Raw genomic sequence first — 23,093 nt, forward strand, 5'->3', positions numbered from 1 at the left:
GATGCTGCGGCATCTGGACATCCGCGACATGCTGCTGATCGACCGGCTGGAGCTTGAGTTCCAGCCGGGCCTGAACGTCCTGACCGGCGAAACCGGGGCGGGCAAGTCCATCCTGCTGGATTGTCTGGGTTTCGTGCTGGGCTGGCGCGGGCGCGCAGATCTGGTGCGTCAGGGTGCCACGCAGGGCGAAGTCACCGCCGTTTTCGATCTGCCCGCCGCTCATCCGGCCCGCGCCTTGCTGGCCGATGCGGGCTTTCCGGTATCGAATGAATTGATCCTGCGCCGGGTGAATGCCGGGGACGGGCGCAAGACCGGCTGGATCAATGACCGCCGCGCCTCGGGCGAAGTGTTGCGGGCGCTGTCGGAAACGCTGGTGGAACTGCACGGCCAGCACGATGATCGCGGGCTGCTGAACCCGCGCGGCCATCGGTTGCTGCTGGATGCCTTTGCCGGCGTCGATCTGTCGGCGGTGCGCGGCGCATGGTCTGCCCGCCGCGAGGCGCGCGCCGCGCTGACCGCGGCCGAGACCGCGCTGGCCGCCGCACGCGGCGAAGAGGAATTCCTGCGCCACGCGGTTGCCGAACTGGACAAGCTGGACCCGCAACCCGGCGAGGAAGCCGCGCTGGATACCGCCCGCCGTGCCATGCAAGGTGCCGAACGCATCCGCGAGGATGTCGCCCGTGCCGCGCAGGCCTTGGGGCCGGACGGGGCCGAAGGCGCGATGCTGGACGCCGTGCGCTGGTTGGACAATGCCGCCGACCGCGCCGAGGGGCGGCTGGAAGCGCCAAGCGCCGCGCTGCAACGCGCGCTGATCGAGCTGGGCGATGCCGCAGCCGGTGTCGAGGCCGCGCTGGACGCCATGGAATTCGACCCCCGCGATCTGGAGACCACCGAAGAGCGGCTGTTTGCCCTGCGCGCGCTGGCCCGCAAGCATGACGTGCTGGCCGATGATCTGGCGGGGCTGGCCGATGATCTGCGCGGGCGTCTGGGGCGCCTTGATGCCGGTGCGGGTGATCTGGCGCGGCTGACCGACGCCGTTGCTGCGGCCGACGCGGCGTATGACAGGGACGCCGCCACCTTGACCGACCGGCGCGCCACGGCGGCCAAGCGGCTGGATGCCGCGATGGCCGCCGAGCTTGCGCCGCTGAAGATGGAGCGCGCGGTCTTTACCACCGAACTGACCGCCGCCGAGCCCGGCCCGGACGGGCGCGATGCCGTGGCCTTTACCGTCGCCACCAATCCGGGCGCGCCCGCCGGGGCGCTGGACCGCATCGCCTCGGGCGGGGAGCTCAGCCGGTTCCTGCTGGCGCTGAAGGTCTGTCTGGCGCAGGGCAATGACGCGCTGGTGATGATCTTCGACGAAATCGACCGGGGCGTCGGCGGCGCGACCGCAGATGCCGTGGGCCGTCGTCTGGCGCGGCTGGCAGAAGGCGCGCAGGTGCTGGTCGTGACCCACAGCCCGCAGGTGGCGGCGCTGGGGGCCAATCATTTCCGCGTGGCGAAATCCGTGGCCAAGGGCATGACCACATCCAATGTGGCGGCGCTGGATGCCGGTCAGCGGGTAGATGAAATCGCCCGCATGATCTCGGGCGAGGCCATCACCCCGGCCGCGCGCGATGCCGCTCGTGCGCTGCTGGACGGTTAATCCAGGATCTGGTCCACCTCGCGGATGACGGACTGCACCCGCAGCGTGTCGGGATCGTAACGGATCAGCCGCCCCTCAAGAATGCCGTAATTGCTGCTGCCGTCGACCGAGGTGCCCACGCCGTAAAGGCCGGGGCGCTTGATACGGTGCAGCGCGTCCGGGTCGATGCGCTGGCCGACCTGCGGCAGCCCGTCCAGCTTCGCGATGCCCAGCCGCTGATCGGGTGTGGGCGCCGCCAGCGGTTCCGGATCCATATTCGCCTGCCGGACGGGCGGCGCCTAGGCCTGAGGCAAAAGTGCCTGCTGGGCAATGGCCGCGGTGGCGGCGGCGATGGCGATTGTGGCGATGGTGATGCGAAGCTGCTGTGACATGGCGGGGGCTGGGGCTGGTCTTGCGGGGCTGAAGGTTGTCTTGCGGTGAGGTTGGTTCGCAAAGATAACGATAAGCTCCAAGGCCGGGATCCCTCGTCACGGGCTTTTGTTCGCCGCCTGCGCGAAGCGTGACCTTCCGGCATCATGTGATGGTGGGGTGCGACGCAAGCCAGGGCAGAACCGCCGAGAAATCGTGCCCGCTGCCGCCATCCTCTTCGACAAAGCGCGCGTAAAGCTCGGCCGCCTTGCGGCCCATCGGCGTCGTGGCGCCCACGGTCATGGCGGCCTGCTGGCTCAGCCGCAGATCCTTCAGCATCAGATCGGCGGCAAAGCCCGGTCGATAATCGTGATCCGCCGGCGATTGCGGCCCGACGCCCGGTGCGGGGCAATAGCTGTTCATCGACCAGCTTTGCCCGGATGAGGTCGACACCACATCGAACATCTTGCCCCGGTCCAGCCCCAGCGCATCGGCCAGCGCAAAGGCCTCGCAACTGGCCAGCATGGTGACGCCAAGGATCATGTTGTTGCAGATCTTCGCCGCCTGTCCGGCCCCTGCGGCCCCGCAATGCACCGCGCGCGACCCCATGATCTGAAACAGCGGCGCGACCGTGGCGAAATCGGCATCCGCGCCGCCCACCATGAAGGTCAGCGTGCCCGCAGCCGCGCCGCCGATCCCGCCCGAGACCGGCGCATCCAGCGACCCCAGCCCGGCGGCCTGCGCCTGCCGGGCCACCGCGCGGGCGCTGTCGATATCGACGGTCGAACAGTCGCACAGCACCGCCCCCGCCGACATGGCGGGGATCACCTGCGCCGCGACCGCGCGCAGGATGTCGCCATTCGGCAGCATGGTGATGACGATCTGCGCCCCCGCCACGGCGGCAGCGGCATCGGGGGCCGCGCGCACAGCGGCGGGCAGGGCCGCCGCCGGGTCGAACCCCGTCACCTCATGGCCCGCCTGCGCCAGATTTGCGGCCATCGGCCCGCCCATATTGCCCATTCCGATAAACGCGATCCTCACCGGCTCTCCTCCCATTTCAGATCATCGTCGCCTAAAGGCGCCAGCATCGCCCGCACATGCGCGTCCGAGGCATCGGCCTGCCAATCCGGCTTGCGGTCCTTGTCGATCAGTTGCGCCCGCACGCCCTCCAGAAAATCGCTTTCCGCGGTGGCGCGATAGGTAAAGCGGTATTCCCGCGCCAGACTGTCACGCAGGCTTTGATCGCCGCGCGCCGCCCGCACCAGCGCCAGCGTCGCGGCCATCGACAGGCCCGAGTTGCGCCGCAGCACCTTCAATGTGGCCTCATCGCCCGCAGCCTCCAGCGCCGCCATGATGTCGCCGACGGTGCGCCCGCCAAAGGCTTGCAGGTCTGCGCCCTCCAGCGGCGCATCGGGGCGCGGCTTGCCCTTGATTCGGCCCGGATCGCCGGTTTCGGCAAGCTGGTCGATCAGATCGGGCCATGCGGCTTCCGGCAGATAGGTATCGGCGAACCCGGCAAAGATCGCATCGCCCGGTCCCATTCGTCCGCCGGTCAGCCCCAGATATTCGCCCAACCGGCCCGGAGCATGGCCCAAGAGCCAGCTTCCGCCGACATCGGGGATCAGGCCGATGCCGGTTTCGGGCATGGCGACCTGCGTGCTGTCTCCGACGATCCGGTGGCTGGCATGGCCACCCACGCCGACGCCGCCCCCCATGACGAAACCCTGCATGAAGGCCACGACCGGCTTGGGGTAATCCGCGATGCGGGCATTCATCCGGTATTCGTCGCGGAAAAAATCGCGCCCGACCTGATGGTCCCCGGCCAGCCCGGCACGATAGACCGCCGCGATATCGCCTCCGGCGCAAAAGGCGCGATCGCCTTCCGCATCGATGATGACCAGCGCCACCGCATCGTCGTCGCGCCAGTCGGCCAAAGCGGCATGGATGGCCAGCGCCATGTCATGATCCAGCGCGTTCAGCGCCTGCGGGCGGGTGAAGGTGATGCGACCGGCCTTGCGGTCCCTGCGGGTCATCAGATCGGCCATCGGGTCTTTTGTCCTTCCCTGTCGCTGCACGTCGGGATCAACCCGTTGCACGGCCTGCGGTTTCTTGCCGAATGGCACAGGCATCCTGCAAGTGTTGCGCGGAATTTGCATCACATGCGACATCGCGATGACGATTTCGCGAATTTCCTTCGCCGGTTTCCGGGGCGGGCGTAGCATTTCCGCACCGCCAGCAAGCGCGGGGTGTCATGAACGCGGAGTCGTCATGCAAGTCAACAATCCCTCTCCCAAGCTTTACAACGAAGATCTGGCCCCGGCTCAGGATCGCAAATGGGGTGCGTTTTCCATCTTCAACGTCTGGACCTCGGACGTGCACAGCCTCTGGGGCTATTATCTGGCCGCCAGCCTGTTCCTGCTCTGCGGCAGTCTGGTGAATTTCGTGCTGGCCATCGGGCTGGGCTCGCTGGTGATCTATGCGCTGATGCAGATGGTCGGGCTTGCGGGCGTGCGCACGGGCGTGCCGTTTCCGGTGCTGGCACGCGCCAGCTTCGGCACCTTCGGCGCCAATGTGCCGGCGTTGATCCGGGCCGTGGTGGCCTGCTTCTGGTATGGCGCGCAAAGCGCCGCCGCCTCGGGCGCGATCGTCGCCTTGCTCTTGCGCAACCCCGCCATGCTGGAATTTCACCAGACCAGCCAGATGCTGGGCCATTCCACGCTTGAGGTGATCTGCTATCTGGCGGTCTGGGTGGCGCAACTGCTGATCATCCAGAACGGCATGGAGACGGTGCGCAAGTTTCAGGACTGGGCCGGGCCTGCGGTCTGGATCATGATGCTGATCCTTGCCATCTATCTGGTCGTCAAATCCGGCACCTTCAGCTTTGGCGATGAAATCCCGCAAGAGGTGCTGCTGGAGGCCACGCGCGAAGCGGGCGTGCCGGGCCTGCCGGGCAGCTTCTGGACGCTGATGGCGGTGGCCGCGACCTGGATCACCTATTTCGCGGCGCTGTACCTGAACTTCTGCGACTTCTCGCGCTATTGCAAAAGCGAACGCGACCTGCGGATCGGCAACGCCTGGGGCCTGCCGGTGAACCTGCTGGCCTTCTGCCTTGTGGCGGGCGTCACCACCACCGCCGCCTTCCACGTCTATGGCGAGGTGCTGCTGCATCCCGACGCGATCAGCGCGAAATTCGATAGCTGGTTTTTGGCCCTGCTGGCGGCGGCGACATTCGCGGTGGCGACGCTGGGCATCAACGTGGTGGCGAATTTCGTCTCGGCCGCCTTCGACTTCTCGAATACCATGCCCAAACATATCAGCTTCAAACGCGGCGGCTTCATCGCGGCGATGATCGCGCTGATCCTGTATCCATGGGCGCCTTGGGAAACCAATGCCACGCATTTCGTGAACTTCATCGGCTCGACCATGGGACCGATCTTCGGCATCATCATGGTCGATTACTACCTGATCCGCAAAGGCGTGGTGAACGTCGCCGCACTCTATGACGAACACGGAGAGTTCCGCTTCCAGAACGGCTGGCACAAGAAGGCCTTCGTCGCTCTGGTGATCGGCATGATCTTTTCGTCGATCCTGCCGACCTTCACCAGTATCCTGCCGTCGTGGTGGGGGATTTACGGCTGGTTCTTCGGTGTGCTGATCGGCGGCGGCTGCTATTATATCCTGCGCGCCGGAGACCGCCGGGCGGGCACGGCTTCTTCGTTCTGAAAATACTCCGGGGGGTCTTGGGGGGCAGCGCCCCCCAGCCTTTCGGGTCAGTCCATCGCCTTGAAGTTCAGCGCCGCCCCGTCCTTGATCCCCGAGAACCAGCGCGCCGTCACGGTCTTGGTCTTTGTATAGAAACGGAAGGCATCGGGACCATACTGGTTCAGATCGCCGAAGGCCGATTTCTTCCAGCCGCCGAAACTGTAATAGGACAGCGGCACCGGGATCGGGAAGTTGATGCCTACCATGCCGACATTCACCCGGCTGGCGAAATCGCGCGCCGTGTCGCCATCGGCGGTATAGATCGCGGTGCCATTGCCGTAATCGTTGTCCATGACCAGCTTCAGCGCCTCGTCATAGCTGCCCGAACGCACCGTGGTCAGCACCGGGCCGAAGATCTCTTCCTTGTAGATCTCCATGTCGGGCGTCACGCGGTCAAACAGCGACGGGCCGCAGAAAAACCCGTTCTCATAGCCCTGGATCTTCAGATCGCGACCATCGACCACCAGATCGGCGCCCTGATCCAGACCCGAGGCGATCAGCCGGTTGATCCGCTCTTGCGAGGCCTTGGTGATGACCGGACCGAAATCCACGTCATCGCCGCCGGTATAGGGGCCGACCTTCAGCTTTTCGATGCGCGGCACCAGCCGCTCGATCAGCGCATCGGCCGTGGCCTCGCCCACCGGCACCGCGACGGAAATCGCCATGCAGCGTTCGCCCGCCGCGCCATAGCCCGCGCCGATCAGCGCATCCGCCGCCTTGTCCAGATCGGCATCGGGCATGATGATCATGTGGTTCTTGGCGCCGCCGAAGCATTGCGCGCGTTTGCCGTTCGTCGCCGCGCGGCCATAGATATATTGCGCGATCGGGGTCGATCCGACAAAGCCCACGGCCTGCACCACCTCATGATCCAGAATGGCATCGACGATTTCCTTGTCGCCATTCACCACCTGCAACACGCCATCGGGCAGCCCGGCCTGCTGCGCCAGCTTCGCCAGCATGATCGAGGTCGAGGGCACGCGCTCGGACGGCTTCAGGATCATCGCATTGCCCGAAACCAGTGCCGGGCCCATCTTCCACAGCGGGATCATGGCCGGGAAGTTGAACGGCGTGATGCCCGCAACGACCCCCAGCGGCTGACGCATGGAATAAAGGTCGATGCCGGGGCCGCCATTATCGGTGAATTCGCCCTTCAGCATCGCAGGCGCGCCCATGCAGACCTCGATCACCTCAAGGCCGCGCTGCACATCGCCCTTGGCGTCGGGCAGCGTCTTGCCATGCTCGCGCGAGACCAGTTCGGCCAGCTCGTCCATATGTTCGTTGATCAGCTGGCCCAGCTTCATCATGACGCGGGCGCGGCGCTGCGGGTTGGTGGCGGCCCAATCGACCTGCGCGCGGGCGGCGCTGGCGATGGCGGCGTCCAGCTCGGCCGGGGTGGCCAGCGGCACGCGGGCGATCACCTCGCCGGTGGCGGGGTTATAGACATCGCTGAAGCGGCCGGACGTGCCTTTGACTTCCTTGCCGTCGATCCAGTGCGAAAGCTCTTCCATGACAACCTCCTGAAGCATTGCGTTGCCGTGACCATAGCGTTGCATCCTTGCCGAAAAAAGGGGAAGTCTGGCAAAGGCGTTTTGCATTTTTGCAAGGATTGCCTCGCAAGGACCAAGGATGGACTGGGACGATCTGCGCATCTTTCTGGCCGTGGCGCGCGCCGACAGCCTGTCGGGGGCGGGCAGGCGGCTGGGCATCGACGCCTCGACCGTGGGGCGGCGGATCGCGCGGCTGGAACAGGTGCTGGGGGCCAAGCTGTTCGTGAAAACCCCGCAGGGCTATGCGCTGGCCCCCGAGGGCGAACGGCTTCTGCCCCATGCGGAGGCCGCCGAACAGGCGCTGAGCACCGCGGCCGAGGCGGTGTCGGGGCCGGGTGATCTGTCCGGGCAGTTGCGCATCGGCGCGCCGGATGGCTGCGCCAATTACCTGCTGCCGCAGGTCTGTGCCCGGCTATGCGCCGCCCATCCCGGTCTGGAATTGCAGATCGTCGCCCTGCCGCGCATGTTCAGCCTGTCGCGGCGCGAGGCGGATATCGCCATCGCCGTGTCGCAGCCGCAGGCCGGTCGGCTGGTCGTGCAGCGGCTGACGGATTACCGCCTGCACCTTGCCGGGCATGAGGATTATCTGGCCAGCCACCCGCCCATCCACCGGATCGAGGATCTGCAGCATCACCGCCTGATCGGCTATATTCCCGACATGATCTTTGACCGCGAACTGGACTATCTGACGGAAACCGGGGCGCATCACGCGCAACTGACCTCGAACTCGGTTTCGGTGCAGATGCAGGCGATCCGGGCCGGGGCGGGGCTGGGGATCGTGCATGATTTTGCGGTGCCGTTTCATCCCGGTGTGCGGCGGCTGCTGACCGGGGCGATCTCGCTGCGGCGCAGTTTCTGGCTGCTGCGCCATGCCGACGACCGCCGCTCGCAGCGCATGAACCGGCTGGCCGATGCGCTCGGGCAGGGCATCCGGGCCGAGGTCGCGCGGCTGGAGACACAGCTTGCCACGCAGGAAGGATCGGCGGAACGGCGCACTTGACGCAAGCGGGGAACAAGGCAACGCTAAGCCATGGGCAGCCCATGATTGCCACCTGAGGAGGAGGAGACCGCAGATGCTCGTGAACCAGATCCTGTCGATGAAGGCCAGCGGCGACATCTATACCGTCGCGCCGGACGTGACCGTGGCGGATGCCGCGAAGCTGCTGTCCGATAAGCGCATCGGGGCGATCGTGGTCTCGGATGACGGCAAGGTGCCGCTGGGCATCCTGTCGGAACGCGACATCGTGCGCGAATTGGGCCGGCGCGGCGCTGCGGTGCTGGACCAGCCGATCAGCGATCTGATGACGCGCAAGCTGATGACCTGTTCCACCGGCGAGGACGCGCTGGAGATCCTGAACCGCATGACGCAGGGCCGCTTCCGCCACCTGCCGGTCGTGGACGAACAGGGGCATATGCTGGGCATCGTGTCGATCGGCGATGCGGTTTCCGCGCGGCTGAAGGAACTGGCCGCCGAAAAGGAAGCCCTGACCGGGATGATCATGGGGAACTGACCCACCGTCGCGGCCGCGACCCAAGCCTTACCCCCTTGCAATTGCGGGGCAAAACCTGTTTCGCTGCGCGAGCCGCTGAGGGAAGGGGGAACCGCCATGCGCATCGGACTTTATCCCGGAACATTCGATCCGATCACGCTGGGCCATCTGGACATCATCCAGCGCGCCATGGCGCTGGTGGACCGGCTGGTGATCGGCGTCGCGATCAATCGGGACAAGGGGCCGCTGTTTTCGCTGGATGAACGGGTCGAGATGGTGCGCAGCGAATGCGCCGCCATCGCGGATCGCGTCGGCGGCGAAATTCTGGTGCATCCCTTTGAAAACCTGCTGATCGACTGCGCGCGCGACGTGGGCGCCTCGGTCATCGTGCGCGGCCTGCGCGCGGTGGCGGATTTCGAATATGAATTCCAGATGGTCGGCATGAACCGCGCGCTGGATGCCAATATCGAAACGGTGTTCTTCATGGCGGATGCGCGGCGGCAGGCCATCGCATCGAAGCTTGTCAAGGAAATCGCCCGGCTGGGCGGCGATGTCAGCAAATTCGTGACGCCTGCGGTGAATGACGCGCTGATCGCGCGCTATTCGGCCTGACAGCCGCCAGACATGCAAAAGGCGGCCACCGGGGCCGCCTTTCATTGTCGTATGGGTGCGCGGGCTTATTCCTCGGACGCGGCGGGTTTCGCGGCAGCGGGGGGCGCAAGCTTCGGCGTCACGCCATTGGCCAGCGGGTCTTCCTGACGCTGGACCGAGCCTTCAAAATGCGCGCCGGATTCGATGGCAATGGTCTTGTGGATGATGTCGCCCTCGACCCGCGCGGTGGCGGTCAGGCGCACCTTCAGGCCACGCACGCGACCGACGACGCGGCCATTGACGACGACCTCTTCGGCCACGATCTCACCGCGGATGGTGGCGCTTTCGCCGACGATCAGTTGATGGGCGCGGATGTCGCCTTCGATGGTGCCTTCGACCTGAATATCGCCTTGCGTCTTGATATTGCCGCTGACGGTCAGATCCGCCGCCAGAACCGAGGGCGCGGTGCGCGCACGCGGCGCGGTTGCGGACGCGGCGGGGGCGTCAAAGCCCGCATCGAAGCTGCGCGGAGCCTCGGGCTCGGCTGCCGGTTGGGTCCGGGGTCCGGGTTCGGTCACGCGGGTCTTAGAAAACATTTTGGGCCGCCTTGATGAAGGTCATGGGGTTCACGGCGTTACCATTCACGCGGACTTCATAGTGAAGATGCGGGCCGGTCGATCTGCCTGTGTTGCCCATAGCACCGATAAGACTGCCGCGCGATACCTTTTGGCCGACCTTCACCTTGATTTTGGACAGATGCCCATAACGTGTTTCGGTGCCCAGCTCATGCTTGATCTTGATCAGGTTGCCATAGCCGCTTTGCCAGCCCGCAAAGATCACCTCGCCATCGCCGGTGGCAAAGATTTCGGTTCCCACGGGCGCGGCCATGTCGATCCCGGCATGCATCCGTCCCCAGCGGCGGCCAAAGGGCGAGGTATAGCGGAAGGCCGACTGCACCGGCATCGCCAGCGGCATCTTTTCGACCGCGATGCGATAGGAATTCATCTTGTCCAGCGTGATCAGGATCTCATTGGCCTTGGCCTCGCCCTGCGTGATGTCGGCATCGCCGCTGGAGGAATAGCTGATCGGGCTGAGCGGTCCGCCCTCGCCGGAATAGCCCTTGCGGATGGTGCTCAGCACCTCGTCGGGGTTCATGCCGACGCCGCGGAACATCTGGTCCAGCGGCTTGACCGAGATCGACACGGCGTCTTCCACCTGCGTCAGGATTTCATCGTTGCGGGCGATGATCTGGTCACGTTCGATGGTAACGGCCTGCGCGGCGCGCGTCGCCTCGGCGGCGGTGGCCACGGCATCGGCGCGGTCCTTGGCCGATTTGCTGAGTTCGTTCGACACGATATCCAGCGCCGCCTGCAGTTCTGCGGTGCGCGCGGCAGGGGTTTCCTGACCTGCGGCAGCCATCTGCTGGTTCGCCAGATTGCGTTCCTTGATCGCCGATTGCAGGCTGGATTGCACCACGCCCATGCCGGTTTCCAGCTCGCGCCGACGCGCCTCGCTGTCCAGCAATTGCGATTGCATCGACGACACCTGATTCAGCGCCGTCGCGAAGCGGGCCTGTGCGGCCACGGCTTCGGCGGCGCGGCTGTCGCGTTCGGCGGAAAGATCGGTCAGCCGCTGTTCAAACGCATCTTGCGAACGGCGGCTTTGATCGCGCGTCCCATGCGCGGTGACGGCATCAATGGCCAGGATCGAACTTGCAATGATCGCCCATCCGAACACCACCGCCGTTCCGCCAAGCGCCACCAATTGGGTCGAGGGGCTGAGCCGCACGAACCGGGTCGTATCGTCCGATTTCAGGAACAGGCGCTGTTCGGGCAGCCAGCGCTCGAGCACTGAATTCAGGCTATGAGTGATGCGCAATGTCCCTGGTCCATTTTGTTTGCGACGCGTCCGCCGGGCGAAAGGCAGGCGCGGCTGATGCCTGATAAATCCGAGCTGTGACGAAAGCGCAACATTGCTGAAATATAAGCATGGGTTCTGGGCGGATTGACGCCGATCCCCGGCTTTCCCGCAGGAGGATTGCCGCCTGATTTCCCGTATAAGGCGAGTTGCCGGGACAGGTCGAAAGTCGAGGAAACCTTGGACAACCCATGATGGAATAGGCGAAAATCGGCCGGTCGGGGCGGATTTCTTCGCTGGCTGGGTTGTAGAAAACGACATTCGGATATTTGCTCGATCATTGGGCAAATGTATCAGGTCTAGCGACAGATTCGCCCGACCTTCCGGGAACCGCCTGCGGGGCTTTGCGTTCACGCGGCCTCAGGCCAGTTCATAGGGCAGGGGTCCGGGCCTGTCGTCCGGGATGCGAATATGTCTGTCCATCGGCGGCACCGAGCGTTGATGACAGCGGGTGCGCGGACAGATCCGGCAGGACACGCCGATGGGTTCAAACAACTGCGGATTGCCCAGATCCAGCCCGTCGGCATAGACCAGATCGCGGGCATGGCCGATCTCGCAACCCAGACCGATGGCAAAGCGGCGCACCGGCGCGTTGAAGGCCCCGGCGGGTTTCGACACGTCGCGGGCCAGCAGCAGGTAGCGCTTGCCGTCCGGCGTTTCCGCCAGTTGGCGCAGAAAGCGGCCCGGCGTCTCGAAGGCCTGATGCACGTTCCACAGCGGGCAGGCCCCGCCGAAGCGGGCAAATTGCATCCGCGTGGCGGAATGGCGCTTGGTGATGGTGCCCGCCTGATCGACGCGGACGAAAAAGAACGGCACGCCCCGGTCGCCGCCGCGCTGCAAGGTGGACAGCCGATGCGCCACCTGCTCCAGCGAGGCGTGGAACAGATGCGCCAGCCGTTCAAGGTCATGGCGTTCCGCACGCGCCGCGCGCAGAAAATCGCCATAGGGCATCATCGCGGCCCCGGCAAAGTAATTGGCCAGCCCAAGGCGGGCGATGTCGCGGGCGCTGGCACTGCGAAAGCGGCCCAGTTCCAGCGTCGCCTCCAGCAGATCGGCATGGGTCTGCAAGGCCAGCAGATGCAGAAGCTGGAAGGCCTGCGTCGCCGTGCCCGCGCTGGCGTTCAGCGTCACCAGATCGCCATTGCGCAGATAGACCGCGCCGCCCTGCAGTTCCGCCATCCTGACGGTGATGCCCTGCCGCGCCAGCCCGGTGATGGCGCGCTGCAATGGCGGGCTGCCCGTGTGCTGGCGGGCAAAACGTTCCGCCGCGCGGTCCACGGCGTCGATGTAATTGTCGCAGTAATGAAAGAAGTCGCGCACTTCCTCCCAAGGCGAGGCGGTGGCGTTCTGCCCGCCTGCCCCAAGCGCCTCATCCAGCGCGGCCAGCCGTTCCTGCCCGTCGCGATGGGCGCGGTAAAGGTCCAGAAAGGCCCGCACCAGCGCCGGCGCATTGGTCGCAGCCAACCGCAGATCGGCGCGGGGCGGCGGCGCGTCGAAGACCGGATCGGCCAGCGCCTCGGTCATGTCCATGACCATGCGTTCCGCGTCCCCCATGGCGATGGCGCCCAGATCCACCGCGAATTCCGAGGCCAGCCGCAGCAGCACCCCCGCCGATACCGGGCGGTGGTTGTTTTCCATCTGCGACAGATAGGGCAGCGACACGCCCAGACGGTCGGCAAAGGCGCGCTGCGTCAGCCCGGCCCTGCCGCGGGTGTCGCGCAAGGCAACACCGGCATAGATCTTTTGCGTGGCCACGGGGCTGCGTCCTTTGCTTTGCAAAGTCATGTCTAAGCTTTGCAAAGCCGGTCGCGCAAGGGCTCAGCCCGCGTCCAGCACCCGCCTTGCCCGCGCCATGACCCAAAGGATCGCCACGATCGAGCCCGCCGAGACGGCCGCCATGATCGCCAGCAGCGGGGCCGCGCCCGCGCCGTCATGCAAGAACGCCCCCGCCAGCGCCGCAAGTCCGGCCCCGCCCGCGACCGACATGGACCCGCCCAGACCGCTGGCGGTTCCGGCCAGTTCGGGACGCACGCTCATCATCCCGGCATTGGCATTGGGCAGCAGGATGCCGTTCCCCATCCCCATGAAGGCGACCGAGCCGAAAAAGATCAGCGGCGCCCGCCCGCCCAGCAGGTCGATCAGCAAGGCCGCCGTCAGCGGGATGGTGCAGGTCAGCGCGCCGATCAGGATCATCCGGTTCATCCCCAGCCGCGTCGACCAGCGCACCGAGATGAAATTCCCCAGCGCATAGCCGATCGAAGGCGCGGCGAACCAATAGCCGGTCTGGGCCGCCGTCAGGTGAAGGACGTTCTGGCCCACGAAGGGCGCGCCGCCCAGAAAGGCATAGAACCCTCCGGCGCTGAGCGTCGCGGCCAGCGCATAGCCCCAGAAGCGTTGCGACCGCACAAGGATCGGATAGGTCGCAACCTGCTGGCGCAGCGGGACGCCGCCGCCGCGTGCGGTTTCGGTCAGGTCGAACCAGCACAGGATCCAGACCGCCATCCCGGCAATACCCATGGTGATGAAGCTGGCGCGCCAGCCGAAACCCTCGTCCAGAACGCCGCCGATGGTGGGCGCGATCATCGGAACCAGCGACATGGCCATGGTCACCAGGCCGATCATGCTGGCCGCGCGCTCGGCCGGATAGATATCGCGTACCACGGCGCGGCTCAGCACGAAGCCCACGGTGATGACGGCCTGCACCATGCGGAAGAACAGAAACCATCCCGCCGAGGGCGCCATCAGCGTGCCCAGCGTCGCCAGCACGAAAATGGCGAAGGCGGTCAGGATCACCGGACGCCGCCCGAAGCGGTCGCTGATCGGCCCGCACAGCAGTTGCAGCACCGCGCTGACCGCCAGAAACCCCGAGACCGACAGCTGCATCGTGGCATAAGGCACGTCGAAATGCCGCGCCATGCCGGGCAACGAGGGCAGGAACACGTTCATTGACAAGGCCCCGGTCCCGGTAATGGACACAAGGGTCAGCAGGCTGGGTCTTCGGATGGCGGCGGTCATGGCAACGTCATCGCCCGGCCTGCGGGCAAAGGCAATCGCTATTGTATGGTAGTTCAGGAACCGCTGCCGCCGAAGCGGTGAAAGATGAAAAACGCCCCCAGACAGATCAGCGCAAAGCCAAGCGCGACGTTCCAGGTGATCTTTTCGCCCAGATAGAGCCATGAAAACAGCACAAAGACCGAAAGGCTGATGACCTCTTGGATGGTCTTCAACTGGGCCGCGCTGAAATGGCCGTAACCGATGCGGTTGGCCGGCACCTGCAGCAGATATTCGAAAAAGGCGATGCCCCAGCTGACCAGAACCACCGTCACCAGTGGCGCGGCCTTGAACTTCAGATGGCCATACCAGGCAAAGGTCATGAAGATGTTCGAGGCGATCAGCAGCCCGATGGTCAGGACCGGAACCGGCAGGGTCATTCCTGCCGGTCCCAACTGCGGTGCTTTTCAAGATTGCCGAAGCGGGTGAATCGGCCCTCGAAGGACAGCTCGACCGTGCCGATGGGGCCGTGGCGCTGCTTGCCGATGATGACCTCGGCCTTGCCGTGGCAGGATTCCATGATCTGCTGCCATGTCGCCATCTTGTCCAGCTCATGATCGGCGGGCTTTTCGCGTTCGCGGTAATATTCCTCGCGGAACACGAACATCACGATATCGGCGTCCTGCTCGATCGAGCCGGATTCGCGCAGATCTGACAGTTGCGGGCGCTTGTCCTCGCGGCTTTCGACGGCGCGCGACAGCTGCGACAGGGCGATGACGGGAATGTCCAGCTCTTTGGCGACGGCTTTCAGACCCTGCGTGATCTCGGAGACCTCGTTGACGCGGCTGTCCTTGGCCGAAGCCGCGCGCAGAAGCTGCAGATAGTCGACGATCAGCAGATCCAGCCCCATCGTGCGTTTCAGCTTGCGGGCGCGGGCGGCCAATTGGTTGATCGGCAAGGCGGGCGTGTCGTCGATGTAAAGCGGGCAGTTCTGCAGATCATGCGCGGCCTTCACGAAGCGGCGGAACTCATCTTCGGTCATGTCGCCGCGGCGGATGGATTCGCTGGGCACTTCGGCGGCTTCCGACAGGATCCGCGCGGCAAGCTGTTCGGCCGACATCTCGAGGCTGAAAAAGCCCACGACGCCGCCCGCGACGCTGCCCTGACTGCCATCGGGCATTTCGCCCATCTTGTGCACCTTGGCGACGTTGAAGGCGATGTTGGTTGCCAGCGAGGTCTTGCCCATCGAGGGACGCCCGGCCAGAATGATCAGGTCCGAACGGTTCAGACCGCCCATCTTGCCGTCAAGATCGATCAGCCCCGAGGAAATCCCCGAAAGCCCGCCGCCCCGGCTGAAGGCGGCATTGGCCGCATTCAGCGCGCCGCTGACGGCAGCAAGAAAGCTTTGGAAGCCGCGTTCGGCCACGCCCTGTTCGCCCAGCTTGTAAAGCGTCTGCTCGGCTTCCTTGATCTGGTCTTCTGCGCTGTCGCTGACGGTCACCGTCTGCGCCCGCGACGAGATATCCTGCCCAAGCTGGATCAGCTCGCGGCGCATGGCGAATTCGCGGATCATCTGGGCATAATCGCGCGCCGCATGGGACGAGATCGCCGCCCCCGCCAGGCGCGCCAGATATGCCGGGCCGCCCAGTTCCTTCAGCCCCGCGTCGTTTTCCATATAGGCCTTGATCGTCACCGGACTGGCCAGCGCGTTCTTGGCAATGCGTTCGACGCAGATTTCATAGATGCGGCGATGCACGGGGTCGTAGAAATGCTTGCCCTGAATGACGCGCGACACGTGGTCATAGACCTCGTTATTCGTCAGAAGCGCGCCCAGAAGCTGCTGCTCGGCCTCGATCGAAAAGGGAACGGCCTGCGCGGCCGCGGCCTCGGCGATTTCGCTGGGTTTCCTGATTTCGACGGCGCGCAGCTCGCTCATCACCGAAAGCTCCCGGATGGTTTGGACAGAAGGCTCTTATCCACCTTCTGGCCGCTTGGGTCCATCTGGATATCCTGTGGATAAGCTGTGGAGAGAAAATCCGCCCGCCACCGCCTGTGATCGCTGTCGCATGAGTATTTGAAGAACGAAGAAACGCCAGCGCATTGCGGCGTGGTTTCTCTGTTCAACAAATACTCATACGGCGTCGCCGCAAGCGGGTCGGGTTTTTCAGGGATGCGCGGCTTGCCAGGCGCGCGGGTCGGTCAGGAAGCTTTCCACCTCGGACAGGGTGGCTTCGTCGTAAAAGCCCTGCGCCTTTGCTTCGGCCAGCACGTCCCACCAGGTGCAGAGGTGATGCAGTTTCACGCCGTGATCGGCAAGGCGCTGCGTCGTTTCGGGGAAAATCCCGTAATAGAAGATAACCGCCGTGTGGCCGCAGGTGGCGCCGGTGTCGCGGATCGCATCGACGAAGCTGAGTTTCGAGCCGCCATCGGTGGTCAGATCCTCGACCAGCAGGACGCGCTGGCCTTCGGTCATGGCGCCTTCGATACGGGCATTACGTCCATAACCCTTGGGCTTTTTGCGCACATAGGTCATTGGCAGTTCTAGCCGTTCGGCGACCAGTGCGGCAAAGGGGATGCCCGCGGTTTCGCCGCCCGCGATATTGTCGAAGGCATCGAAGCCCGCGTCGCGCAGCACGGTGGCCGACAGGAAATCCATCAGCGTCGAGCGGATGCGGGGATAAGAGATCAGCTTGCGGCAGTCGATATAGGTCGGGCCCTTCAGGCCGGAGGCATAGGTGAAGGGCTCGGCCGCGTTGAAATGCACGGCCTCGATTTCCAGAAGCATCCGGGCCGTCAGGCGGGCGATTTCATCGGCCGGGGGGAAGGGCAGGGTCATGCGGGATCCTCGACATGCCAAAGAAGGGGGAAGCCGGGATCGAAGACGGTGACGGTTTCGCGGCCGGCGTCGATATGGCTGGGATAGGTCGCAGGCGTGTCGCGCTTGACCAGACGGATCATGTCCTCGTTCACCGGCAGGCGGTAGAAGGCCGGGCCGTTGAGCGAGGTGAAGCCTTCGAGCCTGTCCAGCGCGCCTTCGTCTTCAAAGACCTGTGCAAGGATCGACATGGTATTCGGCGCGGTGAAGCAGCCCGCGCAGCCGCAGGCGCTTTCTTTGGCCGTGTCGGGATGCGGTGCCGAGTCGGTGCCCAGAAAGAAGCGCGGATCGCCCGAGGTCGCGGCGCGGCGCAGCGCAAGGCGGTGGCTTTCGCGTTTCGCCACCGGCAGGCAGTAATAATGTGGCCGGATGCCGCCCACGAGGATGTGATTGCGATTGATGACCAGATGATGCGTGGTGATTGTCGCGCCGATATTGTCCTGGCTGCTGACGTAATCGACGCCGTTCGAGGTGGTGATGTGTTCCATGACCACACGCAGCCCGGGCGTCGCGCGGCGGATCGGGTCCAGCACGCGGTCGATGAACACGGCCTCGCGGTCGAAGATATCGACCTCGGGGTCGGTCACTTCGCCATGCATGCACAGCGGGATGCCCGCGTCGGCCATCGCCTCAAGCACGCCGCGCACCTTGTCGAAATCCCGCACCCCCGAGGCCGAGTTCGTCGTCGCGCCTGCCGGGTAAAGCTTGACTGCCGAGATGATTCCATCGCGATGCGCATTGACCAGATCCGAGACATCGGTGGTTTCGGTCAGATACAGCGTCATAAGTGGACGCAGCGTCACATTTTCCGGCAGAACCGCCAGAATCCGGTCGCGATACGCCGCCGCCTGCGCGCCGGTGACGACCGGCGGCACCAGATTGGGCATGATGATCGCACGGCCGAAATGACCGGAATATGCAGCAACTGCGGCCAGCATCTCGCCATCGCGCAGATGCAGGTGCCAATCGTCGGGGCGTCGAAGCGTTACGGATTTCGTCATGGTTTTCCTCTATACTGCGCGCGTGGGCATGGAAATAGCCGTCGGCAATTGTGCCAAAGGATGGCTTGGCAACCAGGCGCTTCGGGTGCAGTTATTCTTAGCTTGTGATAATCGGAGTTTGTGATGGGGTACGCGATGTTCGACGTCAGAGCCGCACAAGCGCCTTTCGTGCTGTGGCAGCAAATGGCCAGAATGGCATGGGAAGCGCAGATGATCATTGTGCTGCGGACCGCAGGGATGATGGGCATGGTCCAGCAGGACGTGACCGAACCCACGCGAATGGTTATGGAAAAAGCCGATGCGGCGACCGAGGCGATGTTTGCCGCGTTGCATGCAGCCGGGCGCGGGGCGCGGGCCGATCAGGTCATGTCGGCGGCGCTGCGGCCATATCGGAAACGCACCAAGGCCAATGTGAAGCGGCTGACGCGCAAAAGGTGATCTGGCCCAGCCAGGTCAGCGGCAATCATGTCGCCCGCAATGCGAAACGCGCCCCGATTCGGGGCGCGTTCGTGTCTTTGCAAGGGGGCGGCTGATCAGATCAGCTTGCCCATCGCCACCGCCGTGTCCGACATGCGGTTCGAGAAGCCCCATTCGTTGTCATACCAGGTCAGGATGCGGCACAGTTTGCCCTCCATCACCTTGGTTTGATCCATGTGGAAGACCGAGCTGTGCGGGTCGTGGTTGAAGTCGCTGGAGACCAGCGGTTCCTCGGTATAGCCAAGGATGCCTTTCAGCGGGCCATCGGCGGCGGCCTTGATTGCCGCGTTGATTTCAGCGACCGAGGTGTCGCGGGCTGCTTCGAACACCAGATCGACGACCGAGACATTGGGCGTCGGCACGCGGATCGCCACGCCGTCCAGACGGCCTTTCAGCTCGGGCAGCACCAGACCCACGGCCTTGGCCGCGCCGGTCGAGGTCGGGATCATCGACAGCGCGGCAGCGCGGGCGCGATACAGATCTTTGTGCATCGTGTCCAGCGTCGGCTGGTCGCCGGTATAGCTGTGGATCGTGGTCATGAAGCCGCGCGCGATGCCGATCGAATCGTTCAGCACCTTGGCCACGGGCGACAGGCAGTTCGTCGTGCAGCTTGCGTTCGAGACGACCAGATCGTCCTTGGTCAGCGTGCTGTCGTTCACGCCGAACACGATGGTCTTGTCGGCATTGTCGCCGGGGGCCGAGATCAGCACGCGTTTCGCGCCGGTCGACAGGTGCGGCTGCACCTTTTCCTTCGAGGTGAAGATGCCGGTGCATTCCATGATGACGTCGATATCGCCCCAGGGCAGGTCAGCCGGGTTGCGGATCGCAGTCACCTTGATCGGGCCGCGGCCCACGTCGATGGATTCGTCCGACACGGTCACCTTGGCCGGAAAGCGGCCATGCACCGAATCGTAGCGCAGCAGATGCGCGTTGGTTTCGACCGGACCCAGATCGTTGATCGCCACCACCTCGATATCGGTGCGGCCCGATTCGATGATGGCGCGCAGCACGTTCCGTCCAATCCGGCCAAAGCCGTTGATCGCAACCTTGACAGCCATGGTTTTCCTCCGACGCTGAATGAGTTTCGCTGTCGGGTAGACCGCATTTCCGGGGGGAATGCAAATCCCCAAAAGCACGAATTTGCCGGAAAAAACCGGAATTTTCAATGTTAGCGCCGACAGTTGCGGGCGGTGGCCCGGTGGTTCTGGGCCGTTAGCGCCAGAAGCTGAGATACTCGATCAGCGAGGCCATCTCTTTGCCCAGAAACACGGGCAACTGTCCCGACATGAAGACGGCATCGGCCAGAAACAGCGCGACGATCATCAGGCCCAGCACAAGGGCGATGCGATTGGTCATCAGGTCGGTCCCGCAGGTTGCGTCGTCGATGTGCTAGGCCAGCCACAGGCGCAGGGCAAGGGGCAGCCGCCCTAGCCGGTGATCAGCCAGTCCGACAGTTCCGCCGGGGTCACGCCCCGCACCCGCAAAAGCTCGCTCCAGCCGTCGCCATCCGCGACCGCGACCGCCGTCCAGCCGCCATGGCGCGTCAGCAGCACGTCCTGTGGCCCGCCGGTAAAGCGCGAGATGTCCAGCCGGTCGCCCGCGGCGAAATCCATGATCCGTGCATCGGTCGAGTGGCGGCCGATATAGAACAGGTCGTCGCCCGCGCCGCCGAACATTGTGTCGCCGCGCCCTTGCGAATTCAGCGTGTCATTGCCGCTGCCGCCATCCATGCGGTTTGTTCCGTGCCCGCCCAGCAGCCGGTCGTTGCCGGCATGGCCGCGCAGCACGTCATCGCCATTGCGGCCCCGGATCAGGTCGTCCTGATCGCTGCCGTCCAGCGTGTCGCGCCATTTCGTGCCGTTCAGGATGTGCGGCGCCGGAGGCGGCTGGGGCTCGGGTTGCTGCGGACCGGGTCCGCCGACCGTGCCCGCAACCTCGGTCGAGGGGCGGGTGAACGGATCGGGCGCGCTGGCCCCAAAGGCATTGTCGCCGCGCAGAATGTCGAAACTGTCGGCATCGAACACCGACAGCGCCGTATCGCGAAACGTGATGCTGTCGCCCTGTCCCAGATCAAGCCGCACGTCACCGCCATCCTGCACCAGCCTTGCGCGCAGATCCTCAAGGTCGTCGATGGCATAGCCGCGCAGCTGCAGCGTGTCATGGCCATCAAAACCCAGCACCACGTCATGCCCGTCGCCGAACTGGTGCAGGATGCGGTCATCACCCAGACTGACGATCAGATCCGCGCCCCTGCCACCCGCCAGCGTGTTGGCATGGGCATTGCCCTGGATCCGGTTGTCGCCGTCATTTCCGGTCAGGGTGGCGTTTTGCGCGCCGGGCAGCGCGATCAGGTTTTCCACATGCGCGGCCAGAACGTGACTGCGCGAGGTGTAAACGGTATCGACCCCGCCGCCCGCCGCCTCGCGCACCACAGTATTCGGGCGATAGACGTAATGCTGATCGCCGCTGACCCCGCCCTGCAATGTCACCCCGCCCGGATGATTGGCCAGCCCGTCCGACAGCCGGCTGCCATCGGCATGGGCGGTGACGCGCCCGTCGCGGTCGGTATCGGTCAGCCAGCGGTCGTCCACGGCAAGGCTGGACCAGACATCGGGCGTTTCCGACCAGCGGATGACGAATTGCTCGGACCGGAAATCCGCGACGCGGGTGTCGCGGAAAATCACGGTCTGCGGATCGGCGGGATAGGCGCCGTTCGACAGCCAGACATCGTTGCCGACCTGTGTCAGCCGCGCCAGAGCGTCCTGCGCGCCGTCAAGATTGAAGCCCTCCAGCACGATATGATCATCCGCGCCAAAGCCCGACAGAATGGCATTTCCCGTGCCGCGCATGACATGCACGATATCGCTGCCGCCGTTCAGGTCGATGAAATCCTGTCCCGCGCCGCCACCCGTGACGATGATGTCATCCCCGACCGAGCCGGTGATGCTTGCACCGCGCGCATCGTCGATGATGGTCGCGCCGACGCCCTGTGCCGTGATCTGCCTGTCGGGCCGCATGGCATAGACCGACACCGACTCGATGCTGAATTCATTGCCATCGGCAAAGGTCAGATGGTCCAGCCCCGCTTCGGGGTTCCAGCCCCAGGTCGAGCTGATCTGGTCGTTGATGATGGTATACATCGGCGTGGTCAGGTCCTGGGGCGTGGGGGTGCGGAACACCTCGACCAGCGACCCGCGGTCGCGCCCGAAATAGAAGGCGATATAGTCGGGCGTCCATTCGACGGCCCATGTCCACGCCCCGTCATGCAGGTTGCCGCCGAATTCCCGTTCCACATCCACGGTGTCGCGGAACATGTATTGCGTGCCGCCCTGCTGCTGGCGCACGATCGGCGCGGCGGGGTTGCCGTTTTCGTCCAGATCATAGGGGTTGGTCACATCGACGGATTGCGTCGGGTTGCCGTCCAGATCGTATCTGTCAAAGAAGGACGCGACCGTGAAGCGCCCGCCCGGCGGCGTGTTCCGGTCGCCCACGCTTTGGCCATAAGCCTCGAAGATGTCGATTTCGGGCGGCCATCCCGTGCCTGCCGGGGCCAGCCAGAAGGCGGGCCAATGGCCGTTGCCCACCGGGATCTCGGCGGTGATTTCATAATAGCCATAGGCCTGCGCCCATGTATCGGCGGTCGAGACCATGCCGGTATAATACCTGACATTCTGCGCATCGCCTTCTCGGCCGACATTGGCCAGCGCGCTGTCCACCAGATCGCGCTTGTGATCGGGAATGACCCCCGATCCGATGTTCAGCTTGCCATCCGAGATCGTCAGCGGGTCGATACCGACCTTGCGCCCGTCTTCGGTCGTGGTGGCATCGGAAAGAAACACCGATTGCGGGCCGTTGGTCATGATGTCGTCGCGCCGGGACGAGGTTGACCAAAGCCCCTTGCCACCGCGATAGGCGTTCAGGTCGGGGCTGTCGAAATCGTCGCGAAACACAAGCTCATAGCGGGACAGATCGGGCATGGGTATGGCTCTTGCGCTGGAATGGGGCAACGGTGCCGCCCTTGAATCATGCAAGCAAAACAACCTGAAATTGTAAAACTAAAATATCGCGTTCGCAAAAAGCCGCGCAAGACCGGGGCCCCTTCTGCCTGTTCCGTGGTCGCTGACTGCGAAAAAACCGAAGTCACGCGGGCCTGACGGCAATTGCATCGCGAATTGGCCAGGAATTGCGCATTGGCAAGACAAGGACCCGGCGCGATGACCGGGCCCTGATGGGGCCGAGAGATCAACAGGTGTTCTGTCATTGCCGACCAGCTAGTCCGCCAGCGTATCCTTCCCTTGGCGGCCGCTTTTCGCCGTTGCCGCACCTCTGCCACCGGCCAGCACGATGCCGTTGGGGTGAACCCAAAAGCTCAAGCGCATATTGTGGCGGATGGTAATCATGCCGCGCCTTGCCTTGGCGGTGGTCTCTGTCATGCTCCGGCTTCATGCG

22 protein-coding genes are annotated in these 23,093 nt (G+C 64.6%); 6 read left to right on the top strand and 16 right to left on the bottom strand.

Features of this window, described 5'->3' with window-relative positions; all coding sequences use genetic code 11:
• Nucleotide 1 precedes the first annotated feature (1 nt).
• Nucleotides 2–1,645: a DNA repair protein RecN gene (gene recN / locus GL284_RS15855; protein ID WP_155045621.1), complete on the top strand. Its 1,644-nt coding sequence runs from the start codon at nucleotides 2–4 to the stop codon at nucleotides 1,643–1,645.
• Here recN and GL284_RS15860 read toward each other — a convergent pair.
• From GL284_RS15860 to GL284_RS15870, 3 genes are all read right to left on the bottom strand, one after another.
• Entirely contained in the window at nucleotides 1,642–1,899 is a 258-nt protein-coding gene (locus tag GL284_RS15860) for a hypothetical protein (RefSeq protein ID WP_155045622.1), read from the bottom strand. The two genes, recN and GL284_RS15860, sit on opposite strands and share 4 nt — an antisense overlap.
• A 259-nt stretch (nucleotides 1,900–2,158) precedes the next feature.
• Entirely contained in the window at nucleotides 2,159–3,034 is an 876-nt protein-coding gene (gene mmsB, locus GL284_RS15865) for a 3-hydroxyisobutyrate dehydrogenase (RefSeq protein WP_341870453.1), read from the bottom strand.
• Complete coding sequence (locus GL284_RS15870) at nucleotides 3,031–4,038, bottom strand: enoyl-CoA hydratase/isomerase family protein (protein WP_155045624.1); 1,008 nt, start codon at nucleotides 4,036–4,038, stop codon at nucleotides 3,031–3,033. Before GL284_RS15870 ends, mmsB begins: the two co-directional genes overlap by 4 nt.
• A gap of 223 nt (nucleotides 4,039–4,261) precedes the next feature.
• Between GL284_RS15870 and GL284_RS15875 the strand changes: the two genes are divergently transcribed.
• Nucleotides 4,262–5,716, top strand: coding sequence for an NCS1 family nucleobase:cation symporter-1 (locus GL284_RS15875; protein ID WP_155045625.1), 1,455 nt, complete (start codon nucleotides 4,262–4,264; stop codon nucleotides 5,714–5,716).
• 47 nt (nucleotides 5,717–5,763) lie between these two features.
• On the opposite strand, the gene GL284_RS15880 is transcribed toward GL284_RS15875, so the two are convergent.
• A complete protein-coding gene (locus GL284_RS15880) occupies nucleotides 5,764–7,263 on the bottom strand; it encodes a CoA-acylating methylmalonate-semialdehyde dehydrogenase (RefSeq protein ID WP_155045626.1) in 1,500 nt (499 codons plus the stop codon).
• A gap of 118 nt (nucleotides 7,264–7,381) precedes the next feature.
• Between GL284_RS15880 and GL284_RS15885 the strand changes: the two genes are divergently transcribed.
• The 3 genes from GL284_RS15885 to coaD all read left to right on the top strand — a co-directional run bounded on the left by GL284_RS15885 (nucleotide 7,382) and on the right by coaD (nucleotide 9,404).
• Nucleotides 7,382–8,302: a LysR family transcriptional regulator gene (locus GL284_RS15885; protein ID WP_155045627.1), complete on the top strand. Its 921-nt coding sequence runs from the start codon at nucleotides 7,382–7,384 to the stop codon at nucleotides 8,300–8,302.
• Nucleotides 8,303–8,375: 73 nt separating this feature from the next.
• On the top strand, nucleotides 8,376–8,813 hold the full coding sequence (locus GL284_RS15890; protein ID WP_155045628.1) for a CBS domain-containing protein: 438 nt from the start codon (nucleotides 8,376–8,378) through the stop codon (nucleotides 8,811–8,813).
• Between the two features lie 96 nt (nucleotides 8,814–8,909).
• Nucleotides 8,910–9,404 (top strand): pantetheine-phosphate adenylyltransferase, encoded by a 495-nt coding sequence (gene coaD / locus GL284_RS15895; RefSeq protein ID WP_155045629.1) that lies wholly within the window; start codon nucleotides 8,910–8,912, stop codon nucleotides 9,402–9,404.
• 65 nt (nucleotides 9,405–9,469) lie between these two features.
• On the opposite strand, the gene GL284_RS15900 is transcribed toward coaD, so the two are convergent.
• The 8 genes from GL284_RS15900 to pyrC form a co-directional block, all read right to left on the bottom strand.
• The gene (locus GL284_RS15900; RefSeq protein ID WP_155045630.1) at nucleotides 9,470–9,979 is read right to left on the bottom strand and encodes a bactofilin family protein; all 510 of its coding nucleotides are present in this window, start codon (nucleotides 9,977–9,979) and stop codon (nucleotides 9,470–9,472) included.
• The gene (locus GL284_RS15905) at nucleotides 9,969–11,261 is read right to left on the bottom strand and encodes a M23 family metallopeptidase (protein ID WP_155045631.1); all 1,293 of its coding nucleotides are present in this window, start codon (nucleotides 11,259–11,261) and stop codon (nucleotides 9,969–9,971) included. Before GL284_RS15905 ends, GL284_RS15900 begins: the two co-directional genes overlap by 11 nt.
• Before the next feature lie 399 nt (nucleotides 11,262–11,660).
• On the bottom strand, nucleotides 11,661–13,055 hold the full coding sequence (locus GL284_RS15910; RefSeq protein WP_341870451.1) for a helix-turn-helix domain-containing protein: 1,395 nt from the start codon (nucleotides 13,053–13,055) through the stop codon (nucleotides 11,661–11,663).
• 63 nt (nucleotides 13,056–13,118) lie between these two features.
• On the bottom strand, nucleotides 13,119–14,315 hold the full coding sequence (locus GL284_RS15915; protein WP_155045633.1) for a multidrug effflux MFS transporter: 1,197 nt from the start codon (nucleotides 14,313–14,315) through the stop codon (nucleotides 13,119–13,121).
• 53 nt (nucleotides 14,316–14,368) lie between these two features.
• Entirely contained in the window at nucleotides 14,369–14,731 is a 363-nt protein-coding gene (locus GL284_RS15920; protein WP_155045634.1) for a DMT family protein, read from the bottom strand.
• Entirely contained in the window at nucleotides 14,728–16,227 is a 1,500-nt protein-coding gene (locus tag GL284_RS15925) for a replicative DNA helicase (RefSeq protein ID WP_155045635.1), read from the bottom strand. The genes GL284_RS15920 and GL284_RS15925 overlap by 4 nt, the downstream gene beginning before the upstream one ends.
• A 228-nt stretch (nucleotides 16,228–16,455) precedes the next feature.
• Nucleotides 16,456–17,127 (bottom strand): orotate phosphoribosyltransferase, encoded by a 672-nt coding sequence (locus GL284_RS15930; RefSeq protein WP_155045636.1) that lies wholly within the window; start codon nucleotides 17,125–17,127, stop codon nucleotides 16,456–16,458.
• Nucleotides 17,124–18,167 (bottom strand): dihydroorotase, encoded by a 1,044-nt coding sequence (gene pyrC / locus GL284_RS15935; protein WP_155045637.1) that lies wholly within the window; start codon nucleotides 18,165–18,167, stop codon nucleotides 17,124–17,126. Before pyrC ends, GL284_RS15930 begins: the two co-directional genes overlap by 4 nt.
• A 135-nt stretch (nucleotides 18,168–18,302) precedes the next feature.
• On the opposite strand from pyrC, the gene GL284_RS15940 reads away from it, so the two are divergent.
• Nucleotides 18,303–18,605: an antibiotic ABC transporter gene (locus GL284_RS15940; protein WP_230383113.1), complete on the top strand. Its 303-nt coding sequence runs from the start codon at nucleotides 18,303–18,305 to the stop codon at nucleotides 18,603–18,605.
• A 95-nt stretch (nucleotides 18,606–18,700) separates the two neighbouring features.
• Here GL284_RS15940 and gap read toward each other — a convergent pair whose 3' ends face one another.
• The 4 genes from gap to GL284_RS15955 form a co-directional block, all read right to left on the bottom strand.
• Complete coding sequence (gene gap / locus GL284_RS15945; RefSeq protein WP_155045639.1) at nucleotides 18,701–19,702, bottom strand: type I glyceraldehyde-3-phosphate dehydrogenase; 1,002 nt, start codon at nucleotides 19,700–19,702, stop codon at nucleotides 18,701–18,703.
• A 154-nt stretch (nucleotides 19,703–19,856) separates the two neighbouring features.
• Nucleotides 19,857–20,000, bottom strand: a complete 144-nt coding sequence (locus GL284_RS21345) for a hypothetical protein (protein WP_196216790.1) — start codon at nucleotides 19,998–20,000, stop codon at nucleotides 19,857–19,859.
• 71 nt (nucleotides 20,001–20,071) lie between these two features.
• Nucleotides 20,072–22,621 carry a family 16 glycosylhydrolase gene (locus GL284_RS15950; protein WP_155045640.1) on the bottom strand — a complete coding sequence of 850 codons (2,550 nt, stop codon included), beginning with the start codon at nucleotides 22,619–22,621 and terminating at the stop codon, nucleotides 20,072–20,074.
• A 294-nt stretch (nucleotides 22,622–22,915) separates the two neighbouring features.
• Nucleotides 22,916–23,077 (bottom strand): hypothetical protein, encoded by a 162-nt coding sequence (locus tag GL284_RS15955; RefSeq protein ID WP_155045641.1) that lies wholly within the window; start codon nucleotides 23,075–23,077, stop codon nucleotides 22,916–22,918.
• Nucleotides 23,078–23,093 lie beyond the last annotated feature (16 nt).

Origin of the sequence: Paracoccus shanxieyensis (assembly GCF_009711265.1) — a bacterium.
Lineage (GTDB): Bacteria > Pseudomonadota > Alphaproteobacteria > Rhodobacterales > Rhodobacteraceae > Paracoccus > Paracoccus shanxieyensis.